The 17873-nt window shown below is 47.9% G+C and carries 16 protein-coding genes; 8 read left to right on the top strand and 8 right to left on the bottom strand.

What is annotated here, in order from left to right; all coding sequences use genetic code 11:
* Positions 1–12: 12 nt before the first annotated feature.
* Both ACWPAB_RS05520 and ACWPAB_RS05515 read left to right on the top strand, forming a co-directional pair.
* Entirely contained in the window at positions 13–984 is a 972-nt protein-coding gene (locus tag ACWPAB_RS05520; RefSeq protein ID WP_003569209.1) for an ABC transporter permease, read from the top strand.
* 2 nt (positions 985–986) lie between these two features.
* Positions 987–1790: an ABC transporter ATP-binding protein gene (locus tag ACWPAB_RS05515; protein WP_003563800.1), complete on the top strand. Its 804-nt coding sequence runs from the start codon at positions 987–989 to the stop codon at positions 1788–1790.
* Positions 1791–2017: 227 nt separating this feature from the next.
* Here ACWPAB_RS05515 and ACWPAB_RS05510 read toward each other — a convergent pair whose 3' ends face one another.
* The 5 genes from ACWPAB_RS05510 to ACWPAB_RS05490 form a co-directional block, all read right to left on the bottom strand.
* Positions 2018–2977, bottom strand: coding sequence for an acrylyl-CoA reductase family protein (locus ACWPAB_RS05510; RefSeq protein WP_003569211.1), 960 nt, complete (start codon positions 2975–2977; stop codon positions 2018–2020).
* 109 nt (positions 2978–3086) lie between these two features.
* Positions 3087–5750, bottom strand: coding sequence for a cation-translocating P-type ATPase (locus ACWPAB_RS05505; RefSeq protein WP_003569213.1), 2664 nt, complete (start codon positions 5748–5750; stop codon positions 3087–3089).
* A 238-nt stretch (positions 5751–5988) separates the two neighbouring features.
* The gene (locus tag ACWPAB_RS05500) at positions 5989–6966 is read right to left on the bottom strand and encodes a glycosyltransferase family 2 protein (RefSeq protein ID WP_003563806.1); all 978 of its coding nucleotides are present in this window, start codon (positions 6964–6966) and stop codon (positions 5989–5991) included.
* A 35-nt stretch (positions 6967–7001) separates the two neighbouring features.
* Positions 7002–9152, bottom strand: coding sequence for an ArnT family glycosyltransferase (locus tag ACWPAB_RS05495; RefSeq protein ID WP_003569215.1), 2151 nt, complete (start codon positions 9150–9152; stop codon positions 7002–7004).
* The gene (locus ACWPAB_RS05490) at positions 9139–9546 is read right to left on the bottom strand and encodes a GtrA family protein (protein WP_003563810.1); all 408 of its coding nucleotides are present in this window, start codon (positions 9544–9546) and stop codon (positions 9139–9141) included. The genes ACWPAB_RS05495 and ACWPAB_RS05490 overlap by 14 nt, the downstream gene beginning before the upstream one ends.
* Before the next feature lie 157 nt (positions 9547–9703).
* Here ACWPAB_RS05490 and ACWPAB_RS05485 point away from each other — a divergent pair, with 157 nt between their 5' ends.
* Together ACWPAB_RS05485 and ACWPAB_RS05480 are read left to right on the top strand one after the other, a co-directional pair.
* Complete coding sequence (locus ACWPAB_RS05485; RefSeq protein WP_003563812.1) at positions 9704–10399, top strand: response regulator transcription factor; 696 nt, start codon at positions 9704–9706, stop codon at positions 10397–10399.
* Positions 10396–11691, top strand: a complete 1296-nt coding sequence (locus tag ACWPAB_RS05480) for a sensor histidine kinase (protein ID WP_003587425.1) — start codon at positions 10396–10398, stop codon at positions 11689–11691. Before ACWPAB_RS05485 ends, ACWPAB_RS05480 begins: the two co-directional genes overlap by 4 nt.
* 115 nt (positions 11692–11806) lie before the next feature.
* Here the strand turns inward: ACWPAB_RS05480 and ACWPAB_RS05475 are convergent, their stop codons facing one another.
* Together ACWPAB_RS05475 and ACWPAB_RS05470 are read right to left on the bottom strand one after the other, a co-directional pair.
* Positions 11807–12187, bottom strand: a complete 381-nt coding sequence (locus tag ACWPAB_RS05475) for an iron-sulfur cluster biosynthesis family protein (RefSeq protein ID WP_003563820.1) — start codon at positions 12185–12187, stop codon at positions 11807–11809.
* Between the two features lie 92 nt (positions 12188–12279).
* Entirely contained in the window at positions 12280–13764 is a 1485-nt protein-coding gene (locus ACWPAB_RS05470) for a PucR family transcriptional regulator (RefSeq protein WP_003569222.1), read from the bottom strand.
* 200 nt (positions 13765–13964) lie between these two features.
* Between ACWPAB_RS05470 and ACWPAB_RS05465 the strand changes: the two genes are divergently transcribed.
* The 4 genes from ACWPAB_RS05465 to ACWPAB_RS05450 all read left to right on the top strand — a co-directional run bounded on the left by ACWPAB_RS05465 (position 13965) and on the right by ACWPAB_RS05450 (position 17626).
* A complete protein-coding gene (locus ACWPAB_RS05465; RefSeq protein WP_003569224.1) occupies positions 13965–14825 on the top strand; it encodes an SDR family NAD(P)-dependent oxidoreductase in 861 nt (286 codons plus the stop codon).
* 75 nt (positions 14826–14900) lie between these two features.
* Positions 14901–15746 carry an acetoacetate decarboxylase family protein gene (locus ACWPAB_RS05460; protein WP_003587422.1) on the top strand — a complete coding sequence of 282 codons (846 nt, stop codon included), beginning with the start codon at positions 14901–14903 and terminating at the stop codon, positions 15744–15746.
* Positions 15747–15790: 44 nt separating this feature from the next.
* Positions 15791–16450 carry a nitroreductase family protein gene (locus tag ACWPAB_RS05455; protein ID WP_003569228.1) on the top strand — a complete coding sequence of 220 codons (660 nt, stop codon included), beginning with the start codon at positions 15791–15793 and terminating at the stop codon, positions 16448–16450.
* 69 nt (positions 16451–16519) lie between these two features.
* The gene (locus tag ACWPAB_RS05450; RefSeq protein ID WP_016381733.1) at positions 16520–17626 is read left to right on the top strand and encodes an alpha-hydroxy-acid oxidizing protein; all 1107 of its coding nucleotides are present in this window, start codon (positions 16520–16522) and stop codon (positions 17624–17626) included.
* Here ACWPAB_RS05450 and ACWPAB_RS05445 read toward each other — a convergent pair.
* On the bottom strand, positions 17627–17873 hold a 247-nt coding region (locus ACWPAB_RS05445; RefSeq protein WP_016373438.1), incomplete at its 5' end, for a hypothetical protein.

Here is a 17873-nt window from a genome sequence, read left to right as displayed (position 1 = left end):
GAGCTTTTCATTATGGACATCGTGACATCAAGTATTGCCCAAGGATTACTATGGTCGGTCATGGCGATTGGCGTGTATCTGACTTTCCGAATATTAGACATTGCTGACATGACGGCTGAAGGCAGTTTTCCCTTGGGCGCTGCGATTACTGCTCATGCAATTGTCACGGGGGTGGGGCCGATTGCGGCGACGCTCATGGGCTTTGCCGGTGGCGCCGCAGCTGGTGCAGTTTCAGGCTTTTTAACCACCAAGTTGCATATTCCAGACTTGCTCACTGGTATTTTGACCATGACCGGATTGTATTCGGTGAACCTCTTCATCATGGGCAAGGCTAATATCAGTTTGATTGGGACTGTTAAGACGGTTTTCAATCTGGTTGACAGTGGTGATGCCACGACCACCGGCATCATCATCGGTGCCATTGTGGTCGCCATTGTGATAGGTATTCTGGTATTCTTTTTCCATACCGAGATGGGCTTAGCTGCTGCGGCAGTCGGCAACAACCAGAACATGGCGGCGGCCAACGGGATCAACAATGATGCGATGAAAATTATCATCTACATGCTGAGCAATGGCCTGATTGCTTTATCAGGCAGTCTCATGGCGCAAACCAATGGCTATGCGGATTTGTCGATGGGGATTGGGACCATCGTCATTGCCTTGGCAGCCATCATTATTTCGGAAATCCTATTGCGCAGCGTGCCGTTATGGGCGCGGTTGTTGATGATCATTGTCGGCGCTGTGATCTACCGCCTGATTATTGCGGTTGTGCTGGATCTTGGTGTCGACCCGAACTACCTGCGTTTCTTCTACGCCTTGATGTTAACGATCTTCCTGTCATTGCCGTTACTGAAAAAGAAATTGCAACTCATGACAATTCGTCACGGTAATCGGCGTCAAGCTCGCATCGTTCAGGCACAGATGCAAGCAGCAAAAACCGATTCAATGCGCACACATGCTGGTGATCAGCAAAAGGAGGTTTAGCCATGGCCGTACTTGAAGTGCATGGACTGCATCAGTATTTTGAACAAGGAACCGTGAACGAGAATCACGCGCTGAAGGGCATTGATCTCAGTCTTGAACGCGGGGAGTTCGTCGCGATTATTGGTGGCAACGGCGCAGGTAAATCAACGTTGCTGAACAGTATCGCTGGCACGCTCCCTGTTAGTCAGGGGCAGATTTTGATCAACGGTAAGGACGTGACCTATCAAAATGTTGCTAAGCGGGCGAAGGTAATTGCTCGAGTCTTTCAGGATCCGCGTTCCGGCACCGCCTCGTTGCTGACAATCGAACAGAATTTGGCATTGGCCGAAAAACGCGGCTCTTGGCGTAACTTTTGGGCCAGTGGGGTCAAACGGAGTGATCGCCAACATTTTAAGGAAAAATTGGCGACCCTTGGATTGGGCCTTGAGAATCGCCTGGGTGCCGAAATGGGCTTGCTTTCTGGCGGTCAACGACAAGCAGTAACCTTGCTGATGGCTACTTTAAAAGAACCGGCGTTGTTATTGCTTGACGAACACACAGCAGCGCTCGATCCGCAGACAAGCGCTACCGTCATGGCTTTGACTGATAAAATGGTGCGCGCGCAACATACGACAACTTTGATGATTACACACAACATGGCCAGTGCACTGAAATATGGTGATCGCTTAATCATGCTGGATCATGGTGAAATTGCTGTTGATGTCCGTGGCGAGGAAAAACAGCACCTGACCGTCGAAGACTTATTGACGATGTTTAAAGAACGCAGTGGACAAGAGTTTGCTGATGATGCTGTTTTGTTGAGTTAAAGCTGGCCTAAAAGAAGTTAGTGAATAGATTCTCTATGAGAAAACAAAAGACGACTGATTTCCGTCATTGGAAAATCAGTCGTCTTTTGGTGGCTATCAGTTGTCCTTCAACCGTGTTTGGTTGAAGGACAACTTTGATGGTTAAAAAATCAAGCATGTTCGAAATTAGTGGTTAATTCATAACTGATGCCAGTAAAAACAGATACTCAGCAGCTGGCACTTTTCCATTAGCTCATGTCCACAATCGTCCGGGTTGTGTGGTGGTTAAAGTGTTTCGTCAAGGTTTGTGGCAAGTCAGCTAGTTTGACCGTATCAACAGGCATTGGCGCCAATTTGCCCAATGTCTGCCATGCGGCTGCTCGGGCCGCAGCAGGGGCATTGACGGAATCCACACCGAGCAAGCTGACATTGCGCAAAATGAATGGGAAGACGGTCAGCGGCAAGGCAGTTCCTGCAGCATTGCCACATAACGCGATTGCGCCGCCATAACGCATACTTGGCAGCAAACTGGTTGTGAACGATCCACCGAGCGGATCAATGGCAAAGTCAAAGCGTTGCTTACTCAAAGCCTTTCCCTTGGGCAGTTCGTCAAGTGCTAATGTTGCCGTGGCGCCAAGTGACATAACCTGTTTTTGCTGATCTGGTGTCCGCACAATACCGATTCGATTCGTGAAGCCTGCTTGCTCTAATAAGCGCATGGCAACACTGCCGACACCGCCCGTTACGCCACCCACAAGAATCTGCGGTGCATGCTCAGGCGTCATGCCGTGCGCGGTCAAAGCAGCGACACATAAGGCAGCGGTCAACCCCGCCGTGCCAAAACTCATGGCGCTAGCAAGTGTCATGGCTGATGGCAGCGAGATTGCCCAAGAAGCCGGAATGCGGGCATATTCAGCGTAACCACCGCCTTGACTGACCCCTAGACCATGACCGGTGGCCAACACTTGATCGCCTACTTTAAAATTGGCATCTTGACTGGCTACCACAGTCCCACTTAAATCAATCCCGAGAATCTGTGGATAATCTCGAATAATTTGATTCTGCGGTTGATAGGCAAGCGCATCTTTGTAGTTAATATCTGAATAAGCGACCTTGATCAATAAATCGCCTGCTGGTAAGTCATCTTCGTGCAGGGTTTGAAAAGTTGCCTTTTGCCCATCGTGAACCAATGCTTGAAATGTTTGCATAGAACAAGCCTCCTTGGATGGTATTCTTCCACCTATTGTTGGTGGTGAATTGCCATGCTCATTAGTTAACTAAAGCATATCAGATAACGATGATATAGCAAAACCAACGTTATTCTGCCGAATCTGATAAGGTGGCCTGACGCCATGGCGCTAATTCGTGCCGATGTTGACGGCGCTTGTAAGTTTCAACAACCAACATTGGCAGCCAGACGGCACCGAGGACGATGGCCCATTGTCCGGCTGTTAGTGGCGCTAGCTGAAAAATTTGTTGCAATGGCGCTATGGTTGCTAAGGCAACGATGACTGTCATCGTCAGTAAAAGGCTACCAGTCAGGATCGGATTGACAGTCATCGCTGACCAGTTAAGCCGACCACGGGTTTTGATGGGGAAAATGTCCAGCATCGAACCGATGGCTAATGTCAGAAATAGCATGGTCATGCCGATACCTGGCACATCGGGGCTGACCACGAAACGGCCAACGAAGTAGATGCCAAGAATCAAGCCAACATAGGTGGTCGTCCGCACGGCCACACGTTTGCCGAGGCCATTGCTGAAAATACTGGCTGCTTTTGGAATGGGTTTCAAGTGCATCATGCCAGGTTCAGCCAACTCTCGGCTAAGGAAGAAGCCGGGAATACCATCAGCAAGGACGTTGACGATGAGTAGCTGCTCAGGTGTCATCACAGCACCCCAGCCAACGAGGACGGCCAGTAGCATCGTGAAAATTTGGGCAAAATTAACCGAAATCAGAAATTCAACGGCTTTTAAAATATTTTGATAGACGGTTCGACCTTGTGCGACAGCATCGATAATCGTAGCAAAGTTATCGTCGGTCAAAACCATATCGGCAGCATTTTTGGCCACATCTGTCCCAGTGATGCCCATGGCAATGCCGACGTCGGCAGCTTTGAGCGCTGGCGCATCATTGACGCCGTCACCGGTCATGGCGACCACCGCATCTTGTTTTTGCCAAGCTTTGACGATTCGAATTTTATCACTCGGGGTAGTCCGCGCGAACACGCGGATATCAGCAATATTGGCCGCCAGATCCTCGTCGCTCATTTGGCTGAGGTCATGGCCGGTGATTGCTTGTTGGCCGCTTTCAAGGATGCCAATGTCTTTAGCAATGGCTTTGGCCGTACCGAGATGATCCCCAGTGATCATAACCGTTGTAATGCCGGCCTGTTTAGCAGCGCGAATGGCAGCGGGCACTTCAGGGCGCGGCGGATCAATGATACCAATCAATCCCAACGGTTGTACGGCGGTTAGCTGTGTTTCCCAGTTTTCCCCAGGATCGGTTTCAAATTGTTGATAGCCAGCCGCCAGTACCCGCAATGCTTGTGCCGTCATTTGGTCATGGATTGCGGTGGCAGTTTGCTCCCAGTTTTCAGGCGCAAAGTTAATTCGGTCGACTGCTCCTTTAATAATCGCTAGATAGTGGCCATCCGGCGTGCGATGCAAAGTCGCCATGGTTTTCTTGTCAGATGAAAACGGCGCTTCAGCCACACGCGGATAGATTTGCTCAGCCTCGGTCCGACTCAGATCGTAATGATCAAGTAGCCGAACAATTGCCAGTTCAGTCGCATCGCCGATATCTGGTTCATCATCAGCAGTTAAGTGTGCGTTGGTTGCAAGACCGAGATACTTGAAAAAGCGGGTGTCATTGGCTGACAACTTTGTGTTGGCGACTTTATGAATTTCTTTGCCATAAGGCCAGAAATGGGTAACTGTCATGCGATTCTGCGTGAGGGTCCCAGTTTTGTCTGAGGCAATCACGTTCACGTTCCCAATGGTTTCAACAGCGGTGACTTGGCGAATAATCGCGTGGCGCTTGGCCATCTTCTGAACGCCATGAGCCAAACTGAGGGTGACGATGACGGGCAAGGTTTCTGGAACTGCAGCAATGGCGAGGCTGACACCAAGCATCAAGCTATCTGTAAAGCCTTCCTGATGAAGCAAGGTTGCCAGTAAAATGGTGATGATACCGCCCAAGATAGCAACGAAGGATAGCCGCTTGCCAAGTGTGTTTAACCGTTTGGCCAATGGCGTCGTCTGCTTTTTTGTCTGATTGAGCAGTGCAGCAATTTTTCCCAGTTCGGTGTCCATGCCGGTAGCCGTCACAATCGCAGTTGCCTTGCCGCTGGTAATGGCTGTGCCAGAGAAAATATAATTGGCAGCATCCCCAAGATCATCAGGAGCAGTGGCCAAGGCTTCTGCCGTTTTGGTCACGCCCAGACTTTCGCCAGTTAAAATTGCTTCATCCGCTTCAAGTTCTTGGCTTTGAATGATTCTGGCGTCTGCAGGAACCGCATCGCCGGCCTTGAGGAGAATCAAATCGCCTGGAACAAGCTCGGCGGCCTGAATGGTTTGCGTCTTGCCTTCACGAACAACGGTGACGGTTTGGATCGTCATGGCTTTCAAAGCAGCGAGTGCTTTTTCAGCGCTGTGTTCTTGGTACAAAGCGATCACAACATTGAGAATGACGATGGCGCCAATAACAATGGTTTTGGTCCAGTCACTGTCAGTCGTCAAGGCCAGATAGGCAGAGAGACCAACGGCAAAAAGCAAAATTAGTGAGGTGATATCGCTGAGGTGATGGCCGATTTGCCGGAGCAAGCTAGGCTTTTTAGCCGCGGTGAGCTGATTACGGCCATTTTGCTGCAAACGTGCAGCTGCTTCTTTAGCAGTCAGGCCGGTTTTGGTGTTCGTCGTTAATTCAGCGGCCAGATCGCTTGGCGTTAAGCGCGTCAAGTGCTTGGTCGTTGTTGTCATGAGTTCATTCCTTTCAATTTGTCAGAGACACGATCATTACTTACTTATAATAACCGTAACATAAAAATATTGGTGTTGTAAAATTTAAAATGAGTTTAGACATGAGCACCATCGGCTAGTTCAAACATATTTGTGGCATTTAGCTTATTCTTTTGTGCTCAAAAAAGCCGCTAGCCTGATGTCGTCATTCAAACAACAGGTTAGCGGCTTTCTTGATTTTAAATAGTGGCGCTTGTGGCTAGTTTTGTAATGCGTGATAAGGATAACTTGTTTGTTGCGTCGTTTGGGTTTTGAAGCCGTATGTGTCGGCAACGATATAGAGCGGTCGATGGCGGCTTTCAGCGAACATCCTCGCGATGTAGGTGCCGAGCATGCCAATGGTGAAGGTAATACCAGCGCCAACTAGCAAGGTGATGATCATGACCCAGGTTAAGCTAGTGAGGTGGCCTAGTGCCAAACTAAGCCCAAAGAGCGCGACCGCGATGATCAGGAAGAAGCCGCTTAGCCAGCTAGCTAAAGTTAACGGTACTGTGGAAAAACTAGTGATCCCATCCATAGCTAAGTGAAGCATTTTTCTCAGTGGATAGTGCGTTTCACCGGCTTCCCGTTCTTGACGATCGTACTCAACGGCAATTTGTTTGTAGCCGACCCAAGTGACCATCCCGCGTACATATGGGTCCTGTTCATTCATCTGCTTGAGAACATTGACAACACGCCGATCCATCAAACGGAAGTCGCCGGTATCGACAGGAATGTTGATGCTAGTGACAGCCTTGAGTAAGCGATAAAACATTTCGGCAGTCAACTTCTTAAACCACGTTTCACCACTGCGTTTGCGCCGCTTACCGTAAACGACGTCATAGCCTTCACGCCAGCGGGCTAACATTTCTGGGATAACACGCGGCGGGTCTTGCAGATCGGCGTCCATGACCACCACTGCATCGCCGCTGGCATAGCGAATGCCGGCAGTGATTGCTAGCTGATGGCCGAAGTTGCGGGAGAAATCGACTAACCGAATCGCCGGATTTTTGGCCATGGCGGCCCTGATTTGATCAGCACTGTCGTCTGTTGAGCCGTCATTGACGAAAATTAACTCGTATCGTTCCGGCCGTGCACGAACGTAATTTGCCAAAACCGTTAAAGTTTCGCCGATGCCAGCACTTTCGTTATAAACCGGCAACACAATCGAAATGAATGGATTCTTTTCTTGTCGCATATCGGGGACTCCTTTCATAGAGAGATCAAGACGCTTTATTTCACCATGCTGGCATCGAGTTCATACAAGGTGCCGCCGCCCATGCCGCCTCGGCTGCCAAAGCCTTGCGTGCTGGACGATGAAGTGCCGCCATATTGACTTGCGGCAACCTTTTTGCCGACTTTGGTGACCCAAGCTTCAATCTTCGAATTGCCTGAGCGGCCAGAGGAAAGGTAATACTTCATATCGCCCTTTTTAACAAGCGCTTTGAACTGTTTCAGGGTGATAGCTGGATCAGTCCCGTTAAAGCCGCCAATGGCCATGACCGCTTTGCCAGATTTGATGATATACGGGGCTGCAGTGCTGGCGTTGCTGGTTGCAAACAGGTATTTGGAATTGCCTTGATGTTTTTCAACATACTTTAGCAAGCCAGAATCTGCTGTGCCGTTGCCGAGTCCACCGTTACCGCTAGAGGAGAGCAGTGATGGACCGGCAGAAGGAATACCAGCCGAGGAACCAGCTATTGTTGGCGTTAAGGACCAGAATGCTGGTGCGGCCATGATTGCTGCGATGGCAACGCCTAACGCTGTTTTACGCCATGCTTTAGTGCGGCCGATGAACAGAAGTATCAAACCGAGCAGGCCGCCAGCGATGACTAAGAATGGCTGCCATTGATAATAGAGACTGACATACCAAGCCTGCAAGCCTGTGGTGACCACGATTGCGATTGGCAAAAGCCATGCTTGCCAATGTTTCAGATCGGTTTTGAATTGTTTGAACATAGTGACAGTTCCGATGCCGAATAAGGCGGCAATTGGTGGTGCCAACATGATCATGTAATAAGGATGGAAGAAGCTGGCGATGGAGAAGAAGCCAGCAACGGGGATGAGCCATCCAAGCCAAAAGAGCAAGTGATTTTGTTGAATGGTTGTCTGGTACCATTTCCGTTTGCGGTCCAAATAGTAGGTAAAGGCACTGATGAAGCCAATGATTGCAGCTGGCAGAAGCCAACTGATTTGTGGACCTAAATCAGATTGCAATAGGCGTAATGGACCGACTGTCCCGATGGAGAAAGCACCACCAGCACCGCCACGTTGACTGCCTTGACGACCACGTGTACCGCCCTTAAACGTCCCTTTTTTGAAGTTGGCAGGCATTTTGCGACCTGTACCAGCGCCTCTTTCGGTCGTCACAGCGGGTTGCTTCCCAGCCGCGCCAGTCTTAGTGCCGGGCATTTTTGTTCCGGCAGGTGGTGTTTTGCCTGTGTTGCCGGCACCAGGCGTTCCAGTTGGTTTCCTAGCAGTCGTGCCACCCGGCGCCGTGCCTTTAGCACCGGTTGGCGGGGTGCCAGCAGTGCCAGTGGAGCCGGTCTTGGATTTGGTACCCATACCAGGGAAGGCAGCACCAGTTCCTGTGGTTTGTCCGAGTAATCGTTCAGTGCCGTTGTAGCCAAAAGCCAGCTCCAATTCAGAGTTAGTTTCCGAACTGCCAACGTAAGGCCGTTGACTAGTGGCGGTTGAATCCACCTGTATTGGCCAAGCGAGGGTGGTGATGGCCATAGCAACCAAGGCAATAGCCAAGGTGCCTAGGCGCCGCCAAAGTTTCTGATTGGAAGCCAGCCAGAAGAATAAGAGCAAAGCCGGCAGAATCATAAACGCCTGTAGCATCTTGATGTTAAAAGAGACGCCGATCAGCGCGAAACTCACAACAACGAGCCATGGCTTGCGATTGCTAATGGCCTTCATGAGGCACCAACTGGCGAGTAAGAGGAAGAACTGAAGGGTTGCATCCATATTATTCGTTCGTGAATCAGCAACAACGATCGGTGTCAGCGTTAACGCCAACGCAGCAAGCCGTGCTGCCCAAATGTTAAAGCGCGGTTTGATCATGTTGTAGATCAAGGCGACGCTGCCAATCCCGAAAAGAATGGATGGCAAAACAACGGACCAACCATGTACGCCAAAAATTTTTGCCGAAATAGCCATGAACCACAAGGCAACTGGCGGTTTATCAACGGTGATGAAGCCGGCGGGATCGAAGGCACCATACCAGAAGTTATGCCAGCTTTGAATCATACTGGTAATAGCGGCGGTGTAGTAGTCGTTAGCGTTACCGGCTTCCCAAATATTCCAAGCATATAGAAAGGCGGCTAGGATCAGAATGCCAATAAACCACCAATCAACGGTCCACTGTTTAATTTTTTTCATGTGCAGCAACTCCCTTTTCTCGAAATACCCAGAACTTGCTTAAAAGGAAGTTCGTTGGGACAGTGATCATCAATGCGAACATAGGTGCAAGCGGCTTGGGTAGTCGTAAGAAATCATTCCAAAAACTTGTCAAAACTAAACTTAGAATGAAGGTCAGGCCATAGGAGAGATAATAACGCGGTGCCACCGTTTTGAGTTGGCGTCGATCTTTTGCCTTGAACACCCATGTGTCATTAAGAAATAGGCCAAAAATGGATGTCAGCCCGTAGCCAACCCCCATGGCGGCTGTCGGGTTGATCAGCTGATATAATGTCAAGTAAATGAGATAAGTTAAAATGGTATTGACCCCACCGACCAAGCCGAAGCCGATGAATTGTTTCAGCTTTTGACGCATCAAACCGCTCCCTTCTTGGTGAATGGGATCATTATGAGAGTTACAGCATAAATTAACCTTAAAGTCGGGCATTCTATTTCTTAAGATGACTTTATGGTTATCATGATATGGTCAGACCAGCAGATATAAGGTTACCAACAAATAAGTGGGGCAGAACATGACAGTTAAACCGAGAATTCTTGTGATCGAAGACGATCCGGATTTAAACGAGAGTATTACTGATTTTATCCGCGCATTTGCCGACCCAGAAGCCGCCTTAAACGGTGCTGATGGTCTGTATTTGGCCGAGGAAGGTATTTTTGATGCCATTATTTTGGACATTATGTTGCCAGAATTAAATGGTTTTGACGTACTCAAGAAGTTGCGGGCAAAGCAAATTAAAACGCCTGTATTGATTTTGACAGCCAAAGATGCGCTGACCGATAAATTGCACGGGTTTGAACTTGGCGGAGATGATTATCTGACGAAGCCGTTTCATCGTGAAGAACTCATTATGCGTTTGAAGGCGTTGTTAAAGCGAACCGGTCACTTCTTTGACGATGATGGCTTAACTGCTGGTCCTTTTGTGGTACATGTGACGAGTCATGAGGTGCTCATCAACGATCAACCAGTGGCCTTGAACGGTAAAGAATTCGATCTGTTGGTTTATCTATTACAAAATCAGAAAACAATTATCACCAAAGATCAGATTTTTGATCGTTTGTGGGGATTTGATTCTGAAACAGCTGTCAGCGTGGTGGAGGTTTACATGTCCAACCTGCGCAAAAAATTAAAACCGCTAAAAGTTGAGCATTGGATCAAAACGATTCGCAACGTTGGCTATATTTTTCAGGAGCCGGAGGGCAGTGAATGAACGCAGAAAAAGGTATTAAACATCAGCAACGTCGCTTATTCATCGGGCAACTGTTGAGCTTTGCGGGCTTGTTTGTGGTATTAGGTATCATTGTTTTTTTCTTATATGAGCGCTCAATTTATCAAGACATTGATCACACCTTAGAGCAGCAACAAGCAATGATTCTTAATCCAAACGAAGAAACGACAAAGCTTGGTCCGCAGCAACCCGGTACGAGAGTAACTCACCCAGCACCTTTCAGGACCAACATGGTGGTCTTTAACCAAAAAGGGCGCATCATTAATCAAGCCATGCTTGGTGAGCGGTTTTATGCTTACTTTAAAAATTTAAAACTGGATCGATCAGCGCAAAACAAGTTACAGACATTGACCACATCAACTGGAACATTCCGGACGCTATTAATCAAAGCACCTAAATACAGCGCAGATCCTCAGTATGCCGGTCACTATGTGTTAATTTTGCAAAATACCGATGCACAGGAAGCAGCGATTCGATCATTTCGGCAGGTTCTGATTGTCACCATTATTCTTTTTTGGGCATTGGCACTCGGCTTGTCATACTGGTTGTCCACACGTGCTATGCGGCCAATTGTCCGGTCATGGCAGCGACAACAGGATTTCGTTGCCGACGCAGCACACGAGTTGCGGGCGCCACTTGCCGTGATTCAAAGCAAGCAGGAAGCCCTGCTGACGAAACCACAAGCGACCATCATTGACGAAAGTGAGGCAATTGCGACTTCGTTGGGTGAGACGAAACGCTTGCGTCAGCTGACCGATGATCTGCTAACAATTGCCAAAGCCGATAGCAACACCATCGAAATTGAATTGGTTGATCAACCTTTTGAAAAGGCCTTTGAACCACAGCTGTCTTCTTATCAAGATATTGCTGTCAGTCAGCAGAAGTCCCTTACAACAACGCTACCCAAGGCCGGTCATGCACTGTTTGACACGGCGAGGATGAAACAACTGTTAGTGATTTTACTGGACAATGCCTTTAAATATACACAGGCGGGTGATTCTATCTGGGTTGAAGTGACACAGACACCACGTGATTGGCAGTTGCAGGTTGGCAATTCTGGGCCGAGTATTGCGGATGCTGATAAAGCTCGCGTTTTTGAACGTTTTTATCGAGAAGATGCCTCGCGTAGTCGCCAAACAGGTGGTAGTGGACTTGGTTTAGCAATTGCTCGGTGGATTGTGACCATGCATCACGGGCATATTGAAGTCAAGGATGTCCATCCTCATGGCGCACTTTTCATCGCGACCTTCCCAAATAAGCCGCGTATGCGTTGATCAAACCAAAGAACATAGAAAAAGCCGCGTCAAAAATCAATTGTGATTTTTGACGCGGCTTTTCTGTTACGAGTTGTTAAGAATGCACCGAGATTACGTTTCTTGAAAATAGCAGTTAGCGAGCAGGGTTATTTCGAACACCATTGGCTTCGGTGAAGTCAATAAAGCCCATATTGGTATCAATATCACCGCCGTCACCACTCAAAACCAAGGTATTCAGCGTTTTGTTAAAGTGGACATTCATGTGGGCATTCAAATCTTCTTGCGAATAACCCTTGATCAGAATTGGCCCAAGGTTACTGTCAATTTCAGTGTCATAATCCGTTGCCGGATCGCTAGCTTTTACGACGTTAAGTGAGAACTGGACCTGCATATGGATCATCGCATGCTGCGAATAAGGACCCACCCCATCTTCAAACGTAAGCAGCAACTTTTTGTCATCGCCCAGATGCGGTTGGATTTTTTCAGTGGCACCTTCATCAAAATGAATTTGCATAGGATCAGCTCCTTTCGCCGTTAACATAGGCTGATTTGGCGTTAAAAGCAACTGATTTGTCTCGCAGGGAAAATGACGTTAAAGCCATCAAATTATCGAGTAAAAGTGAGTTTATTGTGATTCAAATATCGACGCACCTTAAAACTTGCGCCAAGTTTGAAACAAGTTTCAGCATCTTTTAAATCAATTCCAGTAATGTCACTGATGTGCTTGAGCCGGTAGCGCAACGTGTTTAAGTGAATGAAAAGTTGCCTAGCAGTGTGGGTGAGGTTTTCACCAGATTCAAGATAAGCGTCCAGTGTCGGCAACAACTCAGTTTTATTCTCAGCATCATGATCCATCAATGCCTTAACCGCCGGATTGATGAAAAATGGCAAAATTTCGGCATGATCGACCTGTGCCAGCATTAAGTCAAAAAAGGCATCCTCACACATGGTGACGTGAGTTGGTTGAGATTTAAGCTTCGCAGTGCGACTGCAGACGGCATAGGCAGCGATGGTATCTTCAGGCCGCGTATATTGATTCGAAACGATCAAACGACAGTTGGCACGATCGGCAATGGTCGCTAAATCAGCTTTAAATTCAGGGTTGTTGTAAGTTGGCAAGTCGACAGAAACTAAGGCTAGACATTGATGATGATAAAGTGTGATCAAAGTTTGTGAGAAAAGCGGGGTTAATAAATACTTTAGTCGCTCTTTCAACGCTGCCAAAGATTGTCCAGCACGCGGCTCACCTTTAATCAAAACCATGCTTGTTGGCAATGTTGCATGTTCTTTCGCAAACTGAGCGGCAAAGGTACCACTTTGTTGTTCGGTAAGCAGCATGGTGAGCAGTTGATCGCGTTTTGAGGCGGCGGTCGGCATCATCCGGTTTTTGATCAAGGAGCTGGTGATAATTTTGGCTTCGGCTTTGAAGAAGGCAGTTTGTTCAGCGGTGAGCGGTCTGACGCAGGCTGGCATGACGAGGTAGCCTAGGGCATTGTTGCGATAGGCCAATGGCAGACATAAAAGCAGCAAGGGCAGCTGTGATTGCTGAATGAGAATAACTTGCGGGATCAAGTCTTTAGCGGGTCTGAATTTTTTCAATGCCTGTTGGACCTGGACAGAGGTAATAGCTGGCGCTGTCAAGTCACTAATGGCCGGCGCTTGCGTGGATTGCGCCACAGGTTGCCCGACAAGATCAAGAACAATCAAGGGATTACCTAATGTCCGGGCGGCTTGATTAAGAATCGTGTCGAAGTCCTCTGTGATCGCTTTAATAGCAAGCTGATTAATCTGTGCTTGTAAACTTGTTTCGGACGTCAAAAGACAACCAGCCCGATCGAATAGTTGAGCAAGTTGCGACTCGTTTTTTAGCTGCGTTTGAGCACACAGGGACAGTTGTGCAGTCTTGCCAACAGCTCCTTTCAAGGTAATCGTTTGATCAGCAGATACAGCAAGATACAGTGAGGTCGGATGTGGCGAAAGAGTCATATCATCGTCAAATTGCAGACTTGTTATTTCGGGGTTTTGGAGACTGGTATCAAAGGTTAATGGGACTGTTTGGTCAAGTCGTTGGAGCAAAGTATTTAATTTCATTATTTATCCTCGAAGGTGACGTGAAGGTGGCACGTGTCAATTAGCAAAAACATACAAATTTATTTGTTCATTCATGTGCAAACTGTACCTTCATCATACGTTTTGAAAGCGCTATCGTAAAGGCGTATTCGAAATTGTGAATAAGCACACACATGAATGACTGCGTGCGTGGATTCACGCCACATAGGAGGCAAGCAATTATGAAGGATTTTAAGGACAAGGTCATGTTCATCACCGGGGCCGCCCACGGATTTGGTCGGGTCATTGCTGAAGAAGGGGCAAAACGGGGGATGAAGCTCGCCTTAGTCGATATCGACAAGCCGGCTTTGAATGAAACTTATCAAATCGTTGTGGCAACAGGGGCGGATGCTGTGATGATTCCGACTGATGTTACCAAAGAAGACGAAGTTAACGCAGCTATTGATCAGACACTTCAAGCATTTAAGCAAATCGATTTGCTGATCAATGATGCAGGGATTGCTTTGCCAGGACGTATGTGGGAATTACCAACCCGTGATTGGGAATGGATCATGCACGTCAATGTGATGAGTCAGGTTTATGCGATGAAGCGGATTATTCCAATTATGATGGCGCAAAAAACGCACGGGGCGATTTTAAACGTCGCTTCGATCGCTGGCTTGGTCGATACCCCAGGCATGCCTGCATATCACGCCAGCAAGTTTGCTAGCGTCGGTATGAGTGAAGCAACTGCTTATGATCTGCAGCGGGCCGGTGCTGATATTGAAATGCATGTGATGTGCCCAGGTTTTGTTCAGACGGATCTTTATCACACTGAAGAACATCGGCCAAAGCAATACAGCAATCCAAGTGATCCTTACTATCAAAGCGAGGCTTTCCTGAAAGGTCAACAGTTTGCCAAATATGTGATCACCAACGGTATGCCACTTGATACGATTGCGGCGACGGTTTTCAAAGCACTTGAAGAAGATCAGTTTTACATTTTGACCCACCCACAGTTCAACCCATTGATTTTGGATCGGGTCAATCGGATCGTCAAAAATGGTGCACCAGATGTTCATGTGATGGATGGGATTATGTAGTTAGTTACTTTCGATAACACGCGAATCAGTGCCTCAACCGCGCTGGCGAGCGTTCACAGAGAAGGAGTGTCAAAAATGTCGAGCTATGTTGTGAGTCAAGAAGACGTGAAGAACTTTCTGAATTTACCAAGTATGAATGATCAAGAAGGGATCAGTTTTGCCTATGCCACGGATCCAGACGTCTTGGCCAAATTGATTCCGGCACCGTTGAAGTTGGTTGCACCAGTTGTCTGCGGCTACGTCGTCCACATGGGCAAGCCGTCGTTTGGCGGACCTTATCTGGAACAAACGTTATTTGCCCTTGTTAGCTACAAAGACAAAATGATGGGTTCCTATCCACTAACCTTGCTCCTGCATGGCCCTGGTGCTGAAGCCGGCTTGGTGGCAGGTCGTGAAGGTGCAGGTATTCCTAAGAAGCTCGCCGATCACATCGAACTGCGGCGCAATGACAACAGTGCCAGTGCCACGGTGGAACGTCACGGCAAGACGCTGCTTTCGGTTGATTGGGAAGCCGGGGATGTCAATGATCCTTCCATTTTGCAAACATTTGGCAGTCAATTTGCCTTAAACAAAGAATCCGAAATGAACAGTTTCTTCTTCACCCATGATCTTGTACAGGATAAACAAGGTGCGAACCACTTTGAAAATGTTGAGCTGGTCGCCACACAGATGAAGTCGTTAGCTGATCGAGTTGAGCTAGGGAAACTGTCGATTCAACTTGCATCAACTGAAGATGATCCATTCGGTGAATTGCCAGTGCTCAAGCCGCTTGGTGCGATGTGGTATCATTTTGCGACTTCGACCATGTTCAACACTTTGCATCTGGAACAAGTCGATGCCGATAAAACCGCCCCTTATTTGATCACCGGCCGCTACGATCGCAGCATGATGAATCCGCTGGCAACGACCTATATTATTTGATTGAAAACGGTTAATATTGATATTAAGAAATGAGGCAAATAAAAATGACAGAAACAGTAGCAACAAAAAAATTAACTAATAATGACTTCGCAGACGTGATGTTTGATCGCCACTCAGTTCGGGTGTTCGATCCATCAGTTAAAATCAGTCGCGACGAGCTTCAGGAAATGATTAAAGAAGCTACCACCGCGCCATCTGCCTGCAACTTGCAGTCGTGGCACTTTGTCATTATTGATACACCAGAAGGCAAAGAAAAATTGAAAAAGTCTGCCATGAAATTCAACTATCCGCAGATCGATTCCAGTTCTGCCATCATCTTCATCGCCGGCGATACGCAGTCTCATGAAGTTTATCGTGATGTTTGGACCAAGGTTTATGAAGACGGCAAAATCAGCAAGGAAAAGTTGGACCAGATTTTCAATACCTTCCTGCCATTATATGAAAATGCTTCACCTGAATTTCTGACATTAGATGCCACCATCGATGGCGCCATGGTTGGTATGCAACTGCTGCTGACGGCGCGGGCACATGGCTTTGATGCCAATCCGTGGTCCGGTTACGACTTCAAGACGATTATTCCAACATTGGGACTTGATCCAAAACGCTTTGTGCCAGTTATGGCAGTGGCTATTGGTAAAGCAGCTGAGAAGCCGATTCATACTGATCGCTATGATGTGAAGCAGCTGATTGACTATTTGGACTAATATGACGGCACAAACTGCCCGAGATGAGTGGGCACGTTTAATTTTTTAGAAATAGAGAGGAAGTTTACGATGGTCGATGCAGTAGAGACCGATCCATTCGGCAAAGTTGATGCGATTGATGTGTTGGATTTAGCCAGTTTGGAGGCGCGTGCGGAGAAAATTCTTGGCCGTGGTGAATTTGGCTATATCAGCGAAGGCTCTGACGATGGTTACACCATGCGCCGCAACACCACCGCTTTTACAGATGTACAAATGCTCCCACGCGTGCTCCAAGGAGTGGAGAATCCGGATCAAAGTACGACTTTTATGGGAGCAAAACTGGCGTCACCGCTGTTAACTGCGCCGATCGCTGGGAACACGCTGGCACATCCAAGTGGTGAATTGGGCTTAGCAAAAGGCGCAAAAGAAGCCGGTATTATGATGTCGCAAAGCACCTTTGCCTCCAAGACAATTGCGGAAACTGCTGCGGTCAGCGACGGTGCCCCTTATATGTTCCAACTTTACATGCCAAAAGATTGGTCGTATTGCCAATATTTGTTAGATCAGGCAAAACAAGCAGGCGCATTGGCGATCATTCTGACGGCCGATTCGACACTTGGCGGCTATCGGGAAAAAGACGTGATGAATCATTATCATCTCAAAGGCCGCTTAGCTAATCTTGAAAGTTACAATACTGGGCAGCAGGGAGTTGGCGCTGGCGGTTTGTTTAAAGAATCCATGCAGAAACTGGATCTTGCAACCATCGATAAGTTGGCCTCTTATTCAGGGCTGCCAATTATTGTCAAAGGCATTCAGCATCCTGATGATGCGGTTGCGGCGATTACAGCTGGTGCAGCCGGCATCTATGTTTCCAACCACGGTGGCCGCCAACTAGATGGTGCGCCAGGTGCGATTGAAGCCTTACCAGCAATTGCGGCTGCAGTTGATCATCGCGTACCAATTATCTTTGACGGTGGCGTCCAACGCGGCACCCATGTCCTGAAGGCCTTGGCCCTCGGCGCCGATCTTGTCGGCATCGGCCGGCCATTCAGTTATGGCTTAGCCCTCGGCGGCTGGGAAGGCGTCAAGGCGGTAGCCGATCACATGAAGATGGAAATCAACATCGCCATGCAGCTAACCGGTTGTCAAACGATGGCCGACGTCAAGCAGATGCAGATTAAAACCACTTTTGCATAATCAGAGAAAATGTCCACCTGATAAGGGTTGGGCATTTTTTTGTTTCAGGGAAAAGATGATGATTGTTTTGGCAAATGCTAACAACAAAAAATGCCAGCGACAGTAGACGAAATTGTCTAACTGTCGCTGGCGTTTTTCGAAATCAACACTGCCTGCCCAGCAAGAAATGTTGACTATTCCTTTTAGCTTATGAGCGCAAGTTTGATGTTCAGTGAAGCTAATTGCCAGAAGAAAATCACCCATGGAT

The organism is Lacticaseibacillus sp. 30, assembly GCF_053819265.1.
Note: the sequence above shows the minus strand (reverse complement) of the source record. Positions and strands in the feature narration are given on the sequence as shown.